At 59.5% G+C, this 13,463-nt stretch carries 14 protein-coding genes; 6 read left to right on the top strand and 8 right to left on the bottom strand.

The genetic code is table 11. The features are described from left to right. Positions 1 to 216 (bottom strand): transposase family protein (locus tag PH547_RS31445; RefSeq protein WP_285170276.1); only part of this gene is annotated, 216 nt, incomplete at its 3' end. 239 nt (positions 217 to 455) lie between these two features. Between PH547_RS31445 and rpsO the strand changes: the two genes are divergently transcribed. The 3 genes from rpsO to PH547_RS31430 all read left to right on the top strand — a co-directional run bounded on the left by rpsO (position 456) and on the right by PH547_RS31430 (position 4,515). Further along, positions 456 to 725 (top strand): 30S ribosomal protein S15, encoded by a 270-nt coding sequence (rpsO, locus tag PH547_RS31440; protein WP_104821516.1) that lies wholly within the window; start codon positions 456 to 458, stop codon positions 723 to 725. Between the two features lie 324 nt (positions 726 to 1,049). Continuing rightward, entirely contained in the window at positions 1,050 to 3,188 is a 2,139-nt protein-coding gene (gene pnp / locus PH547_RS31435; RefSeq protein WP_104821515.1) for a polyribonucleotide nucleotidyltransferase, read from the top strand. A 310-nt stretch (positions 3,189 to 3,498) separates the two neighbouring features. After that, positions 3,499 to 4,515, top strand: coding sequence for a class I SAM-dependent methyltransferase (locus PH547_RS31430; protein ID WP_104821514.1), 1,017 nt, complete (start codon positions 3,499 to 3,501; stop codon positions 4,513 to 4,515). A 44-nt stretch (positions 4,516 to 4,559) separates the two neighbouring features. Here PH547_RS31430 and PH547_RS31425 read toward each other — a convergent pair whose 3' ends face one another. From PH547_RS31425 to fabA, 5 genes are all read right to left on the bottom strand, one after another. Next, complete coding sequence (locus PH547_RS31425; protein ID WP_104821513.1) at positions 4,560 to 5,780, bottom strand: acyltransferase family protein; 1,221 nt, start codon at positions 5,778 to 5,780, stop codon at positions 4,560 to 4,562. Between the two features lie 157 nt (positions 5,781 to 5,937). Beyond that, positions 5,938 to 6,516, bottom strand: a complete 579-nt coding sequence (locus tag PH547_RS31420) for a GNAT family N-acetyltransferase (protein ID WP_245463912.1) — start codon at positions 6,514 to 6,516, stop codon at positions 5,938 to 5,940. Between the two features lie 78 nt (positions 6,517 to 6,594). Continuing rightward, positions 6,595 to 7,401, bottom strand: coding sequence for an enoyl-ACP reductase FabI (fabI, locus tag PH547_RS31415; protein ID WP_104821511.1), 807 nt, complete (start codon positions 7,399 to 7,401; stop codon positions 6,595 to 6,597). A 4-nt stretch (positions 7,402 to 7,405) separates the two neighbouring features. After that, entirely contained in the window at positions 7,406 to 8,629 is a 1,224-nt protein-coding gene (fabB, locus tag PH547_RS31410; RefSeq protein WP_104821510.1) for a beta-ketoacyl-ACP synthase I, read from the bottom strand. A gap of 52 nt (positions 8,630 to 8,681) precedes the next feature. Beyond that, entirely contained in the window at positions 8,682 to 9,197 is a 516-nt protein-coding gene (fabA, locus tag PH547_RS31405; protein ID WP_028754668.1) for a 3-hydroxyacyl-[acyl-carrier-protein] dehydratase FabA, read from the bottom strand. A 297-nt stretch (positions 9,198 to 9,494) separates the two neighbouring features. Between fabA and irrA the strand changes: the two genes are divergently transcribed. Beyond that, a complete protein-coding gene (gene irrA, locus PH547_RS31400) occupies positions 9,495 to 9,914 on the top strand; it encodes an iron response transcriptional regulator IrrA (RefSeq protein ID WP_104821509.1) in 420 nt (139 codons plus the stop codon). 88 nt (positions 9,915 to 10,002) lie between these two features. On the opposite strand, the gene PH547_RS31395 is transcribed toward irrA, so the two are convergent. After that, complete coding sequence (locus PH547_RS31395; protein ID WP_283048309.1) at positions 10,003 to 10,638, bottom strand: trimeric intracellular cation channel family protein; 636 nt, start codon at positions 10,636 to 10,638, stop codon at positions 10,003 to 10,005. A 143-nt stretch (positions 10,639 to 10,781) separates the two neighbouring features. Between PH547_RS31395 and PH547_RS31390 the strand changes: the two genes are divergently transcribed. Continuing rightward, positions 10,782 to 11,258, top strand: coding sequence for a hypothetical protein (locus tag PH547_RS31390; protein WP_285170313.1), 477 nt, complete (start codon positions 10,782 to 10,784; stop codon positions 11,256 to 11,258). A 56-nt stretch (positions 11,259 to 11,314) separates the two neighbouring features. Here PH547_RS31390 and PH547_RS31385 read toward each other — a convergent pair whose 3' ends face one another. After that, on the bottom strand, positions 11,315 to 12,106 hold the full coding sequence (locus tag PH547_RS31385; protein WP_285170312.1) for a YdcF family protein: 792 nt from the start codon (positions 12,104 to 12,106) through the stop codon (positions 11,315 to 11,317). A gap of 456 nt (positions 12,107 to 12,562) precedes the next feature. Between PH547_RS31385 and PH547_RS31380 the strand changes: the two genes are divergently transcribed. Then, positions 12,563 to 13,429: a hypothetical protein gene (locus tag PH547_RS31380; protein ID WP_285170311.1), complete on the top strand. Its 867-nt coding sequence runs from the start codon at positions 12,563 to 12,565 to the stop codon at positions 13,427 to 13,429. The last annotated feature ends 34 nt before the right edge of the window (positions 13,430 to 13,463 follow it).

Raw genomic sequence — 13,463 nt, 5'->3', positions numbered from 1 at the left:
ATGGTGATAGGGAAGAAACCGACGTAAAAACGCCAGGTTATCCTCCCCCCATTCGACGATCTCGTCAAAATCGTCGCATGCGCCGATCGTCCCGCAAACGACCAGAAGAAGCACCTCGGGTAACGGATGGGCGACCCGCCATTGCTCCCGCTCATCCTCAACGAGACTAAAATGGTCCAGCAAAACCCGCAGCCGCGGGCGATCGTCTTCAAACATGTCGGCCTCCAAATCACCGACACTCTTGAATCACACCCAAACCGTTCAGGGAAGAAACGTTAACCCGAGTTCAGAGCCGTGCGCTGAAAAGCGCCTCAGGGAGAACCCTCTTTCCATTGTCGCTCATTTGGTTTATAGGCAGCGCCAGCATCGGGCCTGCCCGATTGCATTCGCGGCCAATGCTGGACGACATCCCGGCGTTTGGCGACATTATTTCCTCTCATAGAAAGGACCATCCGATGTCGATTACTGCTGAGCGCAAGGCTGCGCTGATCAAGGAATACGCTACCGCCGAAGGCGACACCGGTTCTCCGGAAGTCCAGGTTGCGATCCTGACCGAGCGCATCAACAACCTCACCAACCACTTCAAGGACCACAAGAAGGATAATCACTCCCGCCGTGGCCTCCTGACGATGGTTTCCAGCCGGCGCTCGCTTCTTGACTATCTCAAGAAGAAGGACGAAGGCCGTTATACCAAGCTGATCTCCAGCCTCGGTATCCGTCGCTAATCGAATTTTCCGGCGGGCGTTCGCGTGAACGTCCGCCGGATGCTTATGAAGGGTTTGAAACCCATCAAACGTGTTCCGTCGCGCTTCCGCTTGCGCGATGTGAGACAGCCGGCAGGCCGGATGGGCCGGTTCTGCCAACACCAACCGTTGACCTGTCATGGGGCAGGATTGCCGGATGCTTTCAGCCGAAGCTTCATGCTTCGGCCGATCTTCGAAAGCCTCTCGTTGTCTTGCCCGTGATGCGTCACATTTCGTGCGGTTGAAGATGCGCCTTGCCAATCGATGGACGACGGCGCCTTTTCCCGCACTACGCAAGGACAAGATATGTTCGATATCCATACCGTCGAAATCGAGTGGGCCGGCCGCCCGCTGAAGCTCGAGACCGGCAAGATCGCCCGCCAGGCCGATGGCGCCGTCATCGCCACCTACGGCGAGACCGTCGTTCTCGCCACCGTCGTTTCCGCCAAGTCGCCGAAGCCGGGCCAGGATTTCTTCCCGCTCACCGTCAACTACCAGGAAAAGACCTATGCAGCCGGCAAGATCCCCGGCGGCTATTTCAAGCGCGAAGGACGCCCGAGCGAAAACGAAACCCTCGTTTCCCGCCTGATCGACCGTCCGATCCGCCCGCTCTTCCCGGAAGGCTACAAGAACGACACCCAGGTTGTCGTTACCGTCATCCAGCATGACCTCGAAAACAACCCAGATATCCTGTCGATGGTTGCCACCTCGGCAGCGCTGACGCTCTCCGGCGTTCCGTTCATGGGCCCGATCGGCGGCGCCCGCGTCGGCTACATCAACGGCGAATACGTGCTCAACCCGCATCTCGACGAGATGGAGGAATCGAGCCTCGATCTCGTCGTCGCCGGCACGCAGGAAGCTGTTCTGATGGTCGAGTCCGAAGCCAAGGAACTGCCGGAAGACGTCATGCTCGGCGCTGTCATGTTCGGTCATCGCGGCTTCCAGCCGGTGATCGACGCGATTATCAAGCTCGCCGAAGTTGCCGCCAAGGAACCCCGCGATTTCACGCCGGACGATTTCTCCGCGCTCGAAACCGAAATGCTGGGCCTTGCCGAAGCCGAACTGCGCGAAGCCTACAAGATCACTCAGAAGGCCGATCGTTACGCCGCCGTCGACGCCGTCAAGGCCAAGGTGAAGGCACACTTCCTTCCCGAGGAAGGCGAAGCCAAGTACACGGCTGAAGAAGTCGGCGCCATCTTCAAGCATCTGCAGGCGAAGATCGTTCGTTGGAACATCCTCGACACGTCCAGCCGCATCGACGGCCGCGACTTGCAGACGGTCCGCCCGATCCTCGCTGAAGTCGGCCTGCTGCCGCGCACGCACGGCTCGGCCCTCTTCACCCGCGGTGAAACGCAGGCGATCGTCGTTGCCACGCTCGGCACCGGCGAAGACGAGCAGTATGTCGACAGCCTGACCGGCATGTACAAAGAAAACTTCATGCTGCACTACAACTTCCCGCCCTACTCGGTCGGCGAAACCGGCCGCATGGGTTCTCCGGGCCGCCGCGAAATCGGCCATGGCAAGCTCGCCTGGCGCGCTGTCCATCCGATGCTGCCGACGGCAGAGCAGTTCCCCTACACGCTGCGCGTCGTTTCCGAAATCACCGAATCCAACGGTTCCTCCTCGATGGCGACCGTTTGCGGCACCTCGCTGGCGCTGATGGATGCCGGCGTACCGCTGGCAAAGCCGGTCGCCGGCATTGCCATGGGCTTGATCAAGGAAGAAGAGCGTTTCGCCGTCCTTTCCGACATCCTCGGTGACGAAGACCACCTCGGCGACATGGACTTCAAGGTCGCCGGCACGGAAGCCGGCATCACCGCGCTGCAAATGGACATCAAGATCGAAGGCATCACCGAAGAGATCATGAATGTCGCCCTGAACCAGGCGAAGAGCGGCCGTTTGCACATCCTCGGCGAAATGTCCAAGGCCATCTCCGAAAGCCGCGGCCAGCTCGGCGAATTCGCACCGCGCATCGAAGTCATGAACATCCCGGTCGACAAGATCCGCGAAGTCATCGGCTCCGGCGGCAAGGTCATCCGCGAAATCGTCGAAAAGACCGGCGCGAAGATCAACATCGAAGACGACGGCACCGTCAAGATCGCCTCGTCCTCCGGCAAGGAAATCGAAGCGGCCCGCAAGTGGATCCACTCGATCGTCGCTGAACCGGAAGTCGGCCAGATCTACGAAGGTACTGTTGTCAAGACCGCCGACTTCGGCGCTTTCGTCAACTTCTTCGGCGCCCGCGACGGCCTCGTCCACATCTCGCAGCTCGCTTCCGAGCGCGTTGCCAAGACGACCGATGTCGTCAAGGAAGGCGACAAGGTCTGGGTCAAGCTGCTCGGCTTCGACGAGCGCGGCAAAGTCCGCCTGTCCATGAAGGTTGTCGACCAGGCGACCGGCCAGGAAATCGCTGCTGAAAAGAAGAAGGACGACGCGGCCGAATAAGCCCCGCCTTCACTCATGTTCCGGGGCGCGGGATCTTTTCCGCGCCCTTTTTATATTGAATGCCGCCGGCCGCCCTTGCTGATACTGAGTGCCCGGCCCCTCACCCTAGCCCTCTCCCCGCACGCGGGGAGAGGGGATAGCGACTGTGCTCGACGACTACCCTCCCACCAAACCGAGGCATCTAGTCTTGCGCTGTCGTCTCCTCTCCCCGTCCCAACGGGGAGAGGGCTAGGGTGAGGGGCAAGCATGAGGTCGAGAACTGCGCGCATATCCGACAGACGAAACCCACTCCCATGACGAGACCATGCCCATGAGCCGCGATGCCCTGAAGACCCTGTTCCATCCCTTTGCCTCCGGCACTGTCGACGCGCCCGGCGAGGGTAAGCGGATCCTGTTTCTCGGCGCCGAGGCCGGCTTTTCGCTGCCCGACGGCTTTGCCGCCGAGCTTTCCGCCGTACAAGGTTTCCGTCCCTTTTATCGCCAGCTTCAGGCGCAGCGCGTCAATGTGACGCCGCAGATCGAGGACGAGGATTATGATGGCGCGCTGGTGCTCTGCACCAAGCACAAGGGCGAGAACGAAGCCCATATCGCCGAAGCGCTGAAACGCGTGAAGGCGGGCGGGCTGATCGTCGTCGCCGGTGGCAAGGAAGACGGCATTCAGCCGCTGCGCAAGCGCATCGAAGGTTTTGGCCTGGATGTCGAGCACATGCCGAAATATCATGGCGTGGCGTTCTGGTTTACGCGGCCGGCAGACACCGCTGCTCTGACAGCGCAATTGGCAAAGCCCGCCACACGCATCGAAGGCCGGTTCACCACCGCTGCCGGCATGTTCTCGCATGATCGCATCGACGCCGGCTCCGAATTGCTGGCATCGCGCCTGCCGACCGATTTTTCCGGCGACGCCGCCGATTTCGGCGCCGGCTGGGGCTATCTCTCGGTGGAACTGGCGACCAGATCGCCGCGGATCGCGCGCCTGGACCTCTACGAGGCCCACTACGCAGCGCTGGAGGCCGCCCGCGCCAATCTCCTGGAAAACTGCCCGAAGGTCGCCCAGCGCTTCTTCTGGCACGATCTGGCAAGCGAGCCGGTCAAGGACAAATACGATCTGGTGATCATGAACCCGCCCTTTCACGAGGGCCATGCTGCCGAGCCTTCGCTCGGCCAGGCGATGATCAAGGCGGCATCCTCGGCACTGCGCGGCGGCGGCCGCCTGATGCTGGTCGCCAATCGCGGCCTGCCCTACGAGCCGGTGCTGGCGGAGAATTTCCGCGAGCATGGCGAGACCTGCCGCAATGCTCGCTTCAAGGTGCTGTGGGCGAAGAAGTAAACGACAAAGGCGGCCAATCGGCCGCCTTTTTATATGCGAAGGATTTAGCCGGTTCGGCTCGAGCGGGGCATCAGGTGATCGCGCAGGGTCAGGAAGTTTCTTTCGACGAGAAACCAGAGCGTCGCCGCCACGATGAAACAGGTGGCGAAATAGATGACGAAGCCCGAGAGCCCCTGAAGATTGTCCTTGCCGAACGCCATCTGGTCGAGATGGTAGACGCCCTTATGGGTCAGATAGAGGCTGTAGGAGAGCGTGGCGATACCCGATATGGCCGGAAGATGCCAGCGCGCGATCCTGGGCTGCAGGTCCAGCAGTGCGCCGAGAATGAACGCCACTCCCGCCGAGAAAAGCGGAAAGCCGACGACCGCGCCTGGAAGAGGCTGAAGTACAAGCGGCAAATTGGTTTCAGCAAACGGCCCGCGGACGGAAAAGATCACGAGAGCCACTATCACGAACAGGCTGCCTATACCGAGCGCGATGTATGGCGGCATATATCTTTCCCAAAGCAGCGGCTTGAACAGCCGGATTGCTGCGAGAACGACGCCAAAGGTCAGTCCGTCCAATCGATTGTAAGTCGGATAATAGACATCCCTGAGATAGACGGCCAGCGCCGCCCTGTAGGCCTGCATTTCAGCAGCCGGGCCGACGTCACTCTGCCAAAGTGCAAACCTCAGACCCATGCCGGCCATCAAAATTGTCGCAATCAGAAAAGCAACGAAAACCACCGTCGCGCGCCGCTTCAGCAAGATGATGAGAACCGGCAGGGCGAGATAGAAATGCTCCTCGACGCTCAGCGACCAAGCCTCGGTGAACGCCCCACCATATCGGGGATCAAGCCCGAAATTGACGGTAAAGGTCGCAAAGCGCCAGGCCGGTTGCATAGTCGGCGCGTCACGCAGAATGGGGAAGACGGTGTAGATGGCCAATACCATGAAGAATGCCGGCAGGATCCGGAATGCACGCCGCAGATAGAAGGATTTCAGGTGCACACGACCATCGCGCACGACTTCGGTCAGTAGCTGAGTGCCGATGAGATAGCCGCTGAGCACGAAGAATATGTCGACGCCAATCCAGCCATAGGGCCTGATCCCGGCGAGCGGCAGTGGCGTCGCTTCCGCCGGCAGATGCACGAGCATGACAAGCAGGATGGCAAGCGCACGCAATATATCCGGCCCCAATGCCCTTGCGGTGGCGGCGGCTTCGAGCGATGCCCTCTCGTCCAATGGATCGAGCGGCTTGGAACTGGCAACAGTTATGGTGTTCACGGCTGGGGTTCCCGTAAATGGCTAGTGAATACCGATGGACATGCAGGAAATACTGTTGAATGCCTGCCTTGTATCGGAATTCCGGCCAGCCGTAACGGGCCATCCCCGGCAAGATAGAATTAACCTAAAATTTTCGTAAAATCTTATCGAATGGAGATTAACGCGCCTGATTCGGCGCTCTTAAGGCCCATTCGCGGCGGAGAACCGCATAAATATATTCGTCACCCCAGGCGCCGTTGAAGCGATCGTTTTCGATCAGATGCGCCTCGCGCCGCAGGCCGAGCCGTTCGACAACGCCGTCGGAGCCGGTATTTTTCGTGTCCAGCCGTGCAAAAATTCGGTGGAAGCCGAATCTATCGAAGCCGAGCGTGATGATGGCCCGCACCGCCTCGGTCGCATATCCTTTGCCGGCATAGGCCGGATTGAAGATATAGCCGACCTCGGCCTGAAGGGCGGCTTTGCTGGCAAGCTTAAGGCTGACCTGGCCCAGCAGGGCATCATCCTCGCTTCTCATGACGGCACAGCGCAGGATATCGCCATCTTCCGACAGGCGCGTGTTAAGGCTGGCGTCGAAACGCTCCCGCATCTCCTGCGCGGATGGCGGGTCGCTGTAGAGGAAGCGGTAGATGGCTGGCTGGGAACGATAGGCGCTGTAAGCCTCGAAATCCTCCGGCACGAAGCTGCGGAGAATGAGACGTTCGGTGGATGCGAGGGGTTCAGCCTTGTTGAACGTCATTGCGGATCCCGGTGACAACATTCCCGAGAAACCTATCCCCCACAGCCGATGGCGGCGGGGGACAATTCCGAGCGGAAATTATTCGGCGTCCGCGCTCGACAGCGTTTCCAGCGTCGGCATCGAGGTGATGTTGTAGCCGGCATCGACAAAATGAATTTCGCCGGTGACGCCCGCCGAAAGCTCGGAAAGCAGGTAAAGCGACGAGGAGCCGACATTGTCGATGGTGACCGACTTGCGCAGCGGCGCGTTGCGCTGGTTCCACGAGAGAATGGCGCGAGCGTCGGAAATGCCGGCGCCGGCGAGCGTGCGGATCGGGCCGGCCGAGATAGCGTTGACGCGGATGCCGCGCGGGCCGTAGTCGGCGGCGAGATAGCGCACGGAGGCTTCCAGAGCCGCCTTGGCGACGCCCATGACGTTATAGTTCGGGATAACCCGCGTCGAGCCATTATAGGTCAAAGTCAACATGCTGCCGCCTTCGACCATCAGGTCGGCGGCGCGCTTGGCGATCTCGGTGAAGGAGAAGCAGGAGATCACCATGGTGCGCGTGAAATTATCACGCGTGGTATTGGCATAGAGCCCCTTCAGCTCGTTCTTGTCGGAAAAGCCGATGGCGTGGACGATGAAATCCAGCCTGCCCCAGCGCTCCTTGATCTCCTCGAAAACGGAATCGACGGAGGCGATATCCTCGACATCGCAAGGCAGAAGGAAATCGGAGCCGACTTCGGCGGCGAGCGGCTTGACGCGCTTGCCGAGCGCCTCGCCCTGGAACGTAAAGGCAAGGCTCGCGCCTTCGGCCGCAAGAGCCTTCGAAATACCCCAGGCAATGGAATGATTGTTTGCGACGCCCATGATGAGGCCGCGCTTACCCTGCATGATTCCCGTCATTGCTTTATCCGTTATAGCGCTGGAATACGAGCGTGGCGTTGGTGCCACCGAAGCCGAAGGAATTGGAAAGAGCCGTGTCGATCTTGGCATTGTCGATGCGCTTGCGCACGATCGGCACACCTTCGAATTCCGGGTCGAGTTCGGTGATATGAGCGCTTTCGCCGATGAAGCGCTCCTGCATCATCAGGATCGAATAGATCGATTCCTGCACGCCAGCTGCACCGAGCGAATGGCCCGTCAGCGATTTGGTCGACTGGATCGGCGGGATGTTGCTGCCGAAAACCTCGCGGATGGCGCCGATTTCCTTGCTGTCGCCGACTGGCGTCGAGGTGCCGTGGGTGTTGATGTAATCGATGTCGCCCTTTACGGTCGCAAGTGCCTGACGCATGCAGCGCACAGCCCCCTCGCCCGATGGAGCGACCATGTCGTAACCATCAGAGGTGGCGCCATAGCCGACGATTTCCGCATAGATCTTAGCGCCGCGCGCCTTGGCATGTTCCAGCTCTTCCAGGACCAGCACGCCGGCACCGCCGGCGATGACGAAGCCGTCACGCTTGGCATCATAGGCGCGCGAGGCGGTTTCCGGGTGATTCTCGTTGAAGTCAGAGGACATGGCGCCCATGGCGTCGAAGAGGTTCGACATGGTCCAGTCGAGATCCTCGTGGCCGCCGGCGAACATGACGTCCTGCTTGCCCCATTGGATCATCTCGGCGGCATTGCCGATGCAGTGCGCCGAGGTCGAGCAGGCAGACGAGATGGAATAGTTGACACCGTGGATCTTGAACCAGGTGGCGAGCGTTGCCGAGGCGGTCGACGACATCGACTTCGGAACGGCGAAGGGGCCGATGCGCTTCGGGCTGTTGTTCTTGCGGGTGATATCGGCGGCTTCGATCAGCGTGCGGGTGGACGGGCCGCCCGAGCCCATGATGATGCCGGTGCGCTCATTGCTGATGTCGCTTTCTTCGAGGCCGCTGTCGGCAATCGCCTGCTTCATCGCGACATGATTCCACGCGCCGCCCTGCGACAGGAAGCGCATGGCGCGGCGGTCGACCAGATCCGTCGTGTCGATCTTCGGCGAACCCCAGACCTGGCACTTGAAACCGTGTTCGGCGAAATCGGAGGAAAAAGAAATGCCCGACTTGGCTTCGCGCAGCGAGGCGGTGACTTCCTGCGCATCGTTTCCAATCGAAGAGACAATACCCAGACCCGTAACTACTACCCGTCTCATGTCGATGACCTTTTCTAAAAGCTCTGTCTTTGTGGGGCGGCGGTGCCGCAGCTCAGGCAGTCTTGTCTTTTGACAGGCCTACACGCAGGTCTGTCGCCTGATAAATGACTTCGCCATCCGCTTTCAGCCAGCCATCGGCGGTGCCGAGAACGAGGCGGCCGCGCATGACGCGCTTGAAGTCGATGCCGTATTCGAGAAGCTTGGTATCCGGACGAACCATGCCCTTGAACTTCACTTCGCCGGTGGAAAGCGCCATGCCGCGGCCGGGCTCGCCGAGCCAGCCGAGGAAGAAGCCGGTGAGCTGCCACATGCCGTCCAGGCCGAGGCAGCCCGGCATGATCGGATTGCCGGCAAAATGGCAAGGGAAGTACCAGTCGTCGGGACGCACGTCGTATTCGGCGCGGATATAGCCCTTGTCGAAGGCGCCACCGGTTTCGGAAATATCTGTAATGCGATGGACCATCAGCATCGGCGGCAGGGGAAGCTGCGCATTGCCCGGGCCGAACAGTTCGCCGCGGCCGCAGGCCAGGATTTCCTCATAGTTGAAGCTGGATTGTCTCGTCGTCATAAAGTTCCGTTTCCCCCGGTGAATGCCGATTGATGTGAAGCTTTAGTGTAAGATCGACAGAAAATGAAGCGCAAGCATGACGCTCGCATTCCACCGTTCGATCGAACACACTTCACTGTTATGTGGTGGTCGCATACAGGAAGGCCAGGGCTGCGGCCAGAGGCAAATGCGTCAAAAACCCTATTTTTACGGCTTTTGACCGCCTTCCCACCCTATTGAAACTATTGAAAGCAATTCGTGCAAAAGTTATATGGCTTAGTAAAGATTTATAGAGATCAGGAATCCGGAGTTCCCTGAATGGCGGAAGAGGCCGAAATCGCGATCGAAACCAGGCTGCGCAGCGCAGGCCTGAGACCGACCCGGCAACGCGTCGCCCTTGGCGACCTTCTCTTCGCCAAGGGCGACCGTCACTTAACCGTCGAGGAACTGCACGAAGAGGCGGTCACCGCCGGTGTGCCGGTTTCGCTCGCCACCGTCTACAACACGCTGCATCAGTTCACCGAGGCCGGTCTGATCCGCGTTCTCGCCGTCGAAAGCACCAAGACCTATTTCGACACCAACGTGTCCGACCATCACCACTTCTTCATCGAAGGCCAGAACGAAGTTCTGGATATTCCGATCAGCAATCTGACGATCGGCAACCTGCCGGAACCGCCAAGGGGCATGGAAATCGCCCATGTCGACGTCGTCATCCGCCTGCGCCGCAAGCAGCGGTAAGGCTAGGCAATAGGCAATAGGCAATAGGCAATAGAATTGCCTTCGAGCCATTCACTATTGCCTACCGCCTAATTCCTACTGCCTCCCACTACATCACATCGTCGGGATGCCGGCCGGGCTTATGATGGTAGGTCGGGAAGGTCCAGCCAAACCAGAGCGCACCACCGCGTACCGCGAAGGCTGCGGCGACGCCGAGTGCTGCCGAGGCATAGAGCGGCATCGTGGTGGCATTGGCAGCGGTGAAGGCGCCCGCCCCCACCAGCGCCGCGGTCACGTAGATTTCCGGCCGCAGCAGCACCGAGGGCTCGTTTGCCAAGAGATCGCGCAGGATGCCGCCGAAGGTCGCCGTCAGCGCGCCGGTGACGATGGCAACCGTCGGCGAGCCGGTCGCCGCCATGCCCTTGGCCGCGCCCATGACGCAATAGGCGGACAGGCCGACCGCATCGAGCCAGATCAGCAGCCGATAACGCGATTCGAACAGATGCGCCGTGAAGAAGACCAGCACGCCGACGATGGCGCAAATGATGATATAGGTCGGGTTCGACACCCAGAAGACCGGCACGCGGCCGAGGACGATATCCCTGAGGGTGCCGCCGCCGATACCGGTGACCGCCGCAAAAAACAGGAAACCGATCGGATCGAGTTGCTTGCGCGAGGCAGCGAGCGCGCCGGTCGCGGCAAAGAGGGCGACGCCGGCATAGTCGAGAAACGAAAGAAGCGACATTTAAGGCTCCAGAAGAGTGCCGGCGCGATTTTCGGCGAAGTGAATCACGGCGGCAAGGGCCGCGCAAGCAGGCAGGCGTAAAGATATCCGAGCGGCCGCGGCACCCCCTGCGGCCAGCCCTGCGCATTCAAGAGGAAATCCCGGTGAAATCCCTGCTGATCGTGATCCTGAATCTCATCGCGCTCGTGATCGTGCCCGTCGTGGCGCAAGCGCAGCAATCGCTGGTGCAAGATCCGGTGGCCTTCGAGAAGGAACATTTCACCAAACGCTGCGAGGGACAGGCAAGCTTCGGCGATGGTTTCGCCATGGAGCGGGATATCAACAACGACTCGCTGACCGACCTTGTCGTCAACGAGGGCGAGATCACCTGCAAAGGGGAAAAGGGACCCGACTGCACCGACGAGGGCTGCCCCTACAACTTCTACATCCATGTCGCCGAGGGCGGCTATATTCTCGTCGCCACGGCACGGATCTACGGCTACGATTTCATCCAGCGCTTCGGCAACATGGTGCTGGTCATGAAGATGCACCCGCGCTTCTGCGACCGCACCGACGGCGATCCTTGTGAAATCACCGTCCGCGTCCGCGGCGTAAAATTCGTCACCGTCGCGAAAAAGTAGCTGTCAGCCGAGCATCTCAGGGCCAGTGCCGCGTGGTTACGGGCCGGGCCACCTGGTTAGGGGCCGGGATAAAGCGCCGAGGTGCGGCCGGCGGCGTAATAGCCGACGAGGCCGATCCATTCGCGGATGCCGGTCGCCAGCAATTGCGCGTTCAGCGAGGGCTGGGTGAAATCGAGCTCAAGCGTTTCCTTGCCGGTGCTGCGATAATCGACCGGCCAGGGAACGACATCGATGCCCTGCTTGCGGAAAATGCCCATGGAACGTGGCATATGGAAGCCGGAGGTGATCAGCAGGCAGCCGGACAGCCCGTTCTGCGCCAGCAGCTCCTTCGTGTTGACGGCATTTTCATAGGTGGTGCGCGACGTCGTATCCTCGACCAGGCGGTCCTTCGGAAGGCCGAGCGCAACAAAGAAACGCTCGGAAATGACGGCATCCCCCTCATACTTGCCGCTGATCGATCCGTCTCCACCGGAGACGACGACGCGCGCCTGCGGAAACTTCTGCGCCAGCCGCAACGTCTCGACAAGACGATCGCCGGCCGAATCAAGCTCATAACCGCCCCTCGCCGTCGTCACCTCATTCTGCGTGGCACCGCCGAGAACGATCAAGCATTTGAGATCGGCGGGATCGGAGGTCGGACGCGGAAAGCGTTCTTCCAGCCCCTGAACGATATAGGCGCCAGCGGTCGTGTAGAGCGCAACGAACAGGATCAGGGTGGACAACAGCGTCGAGATGACCACGACAACGCGCCGGCCAAGAAAGCTGCCGATCAGGGCCAATATGCCGAAGAAAAAAGCCAGTGACAGCGGCTGACCAAAAATCCAGACAAGTTTGGAAAAAACGAACAAGATACATCCTCGGGCGTGTCGAGCCGGGGCTCTTGAGAGCGCCGGCAGAAAACGATTCGTTTTTTCCTAGCAGATATTTGTGCGCTGCAGTGTGGCGATTTGGGTTGGCGTGGGAGGAAGAAGGGTGGGCCAGCGTTTGACCCATGCGCCCGTTGGCTTAGGCTTATTGAGACAGATGGACTTGAAAGGCTAAGCACGCAACATCCAAGTGGCGAACATTGCACGCTAAGGTTTATCAGATAGCCTCTTCGCGAGGCCGGACGACTGAGCGGCGAGGAGGCGCCTTCGCCCCAAATACGTTCCGTCGAGGGGAAACCTCACGTCCGCTGCCACGTGATTGCCTCCAAGATATGTGACCTCCAGTGAAGAAGGCGATCGCAGCAAACCTCTTGTTCGCTCGGGGGTCGAACTAGTAGAATGTGTCAAACCAAATATTCCCGGGGCCTAGACGTTGCGATGAGCAATACGGATATCGTTGTAGGACAAGAAGACAAGGCGGAAGTCGTTGCGATCTCGTTCAAAGAGTTCCTAGAAAGCATCCATCCCTCGGTATTAAAGCCCATTAGCGAACTTTGGGATGGCCGGGTCAGCCATGGATATCGACACCGTCTGGTAGCTACGCCTGATATTAGACTTCACTGTAACGTGTGCGAAGGCGAGCGGACTTTCCGCTGCGCCAGCGACAAAGAATTCAGCTATGACGCCACCGCTGCCGATTTCAACCTTACGTATCAGTGTGGCGATTGCCATGAGCAAACAAAATTCTTTTCACTTTATGTAGAGTTCAAGGACCGTCCTAACGCTGAGCTCTACAAATATGGCGAGCTTCCTCCGTTTGGGATTCCTGTGTCGAACAAAGTCCTGCGGCTCTTCGGCAAGGACGCCGTGATGTTTCAGAAAGGCCGGCAGTGCGAAAATCTCGGATACGGTGTAGCAGCTTTTGCTTATTACAGGCGGGTGGTCGAAAACCACAAGAACGATATCTTCGATGAGATCATAAAGGTTTGCCGGACGGTGAGTGCCCCGGAAGCCACCGTCAACGAACTACAGCAGGCCAAAGGGGAAATTTCCTTCACAAAAGCCATTGAAGCAATCAAGTCCGCGCTTCCTCAGGGTCTCCTCATAAATGGCCACAATCCTCTTCTGGCGCTCCACGGTGCCCTTAGCGTTGGATTACACGATGAAAGTGATGAAGATTGCTTAGAAGCTGCTCACGCAGTTCGCCTCGTACTCGCTGATCTTGTGGAGAGGATTTCACTTCTGAAGCAAGATAACAGGCAGCTCAACGATGCGGTTCAACTGCTTCTGAAAAAGAAATCTTAGCATCTGGGGCCAGCCTAAAGCGCCGGCCTCACGC

The organism is Rhizobium cerradonense, assembly GCF_030182455.1.
Lineage (GTDB): Bacteria > Pseudomonadota > Alphaproteobacteria > Rhizobiales > Rhizobiaceae > Rhizobium.
This window is presented reverse-complemented; position numbering and strand designations above follow the sequence as displayed.

Coding starts and splice junctions, on each gene's coding strand:
- fabB (WP_104821510.1), bottom strand. CDS start 8,629: ATGAGACGGGTAGTAGTTACGGGTCTGGGTATTGTCTCTTCGATTGGA.
- PH547_RS31430 (WP_104821514.1), top strand. CDS start 3,499: ATGAGCCGCGATGCCCTGAAGACCCTGTTCCATCCCTTTGCCTCCGGC.
- PH547_RS31420 (WP_245463912.1), bottom strand. CDS start 6,516: ATGACGTTCAACAAGGCTGAACCCCTCGCATCCACCGAACGTCTCATT.
- PH547_RS31380 (WP_285170311.1), top strand. CDS start 12,563: ATGAGCAATACGGATATCGTTGTAGGACAAGAAGACAAGGCGGAAGTC.
- fabI (WP_104821511.1), bottom strand. CDS start 7,401: ATGACGGGAATCATGCAGGGTAAGCGCGGCCTCATCATGGGCGTCGCA.
- irrA (WP_104821509.1), top strand. CDS start 9,495: ATGGCGGAAGAGGCCGAAATCGCGATCGAAACCAGGCTGCGCAGCGCA.
- fabA (WP_028754668.1), bottom strand. CDS start 9,197: ATGACGACGAGACAATCCAGCTTCAACTATGAGGAAATCCTGGCCTGC.
- PH547_RS31395 (WP_283048309.1), bottom strand. CDS start 10,638: ATGTCGCTTCTTTCGTTTCTCGACTATGCCGGCGTCGCCCTCTTTGCC.
- pnp (WP_104821515.1), top strand. CDS start 1,050: ATGTTCGATATCCATACCGTCGAAATCGAGTGGGCCGGCCGCCCGCTG.
- rpsO (WP_104821516.1), top strand. CDS start 456: ATGTCGATTACTGCTGAGCGCAAGGCTGCGCTGATCAAGGAATACGCT.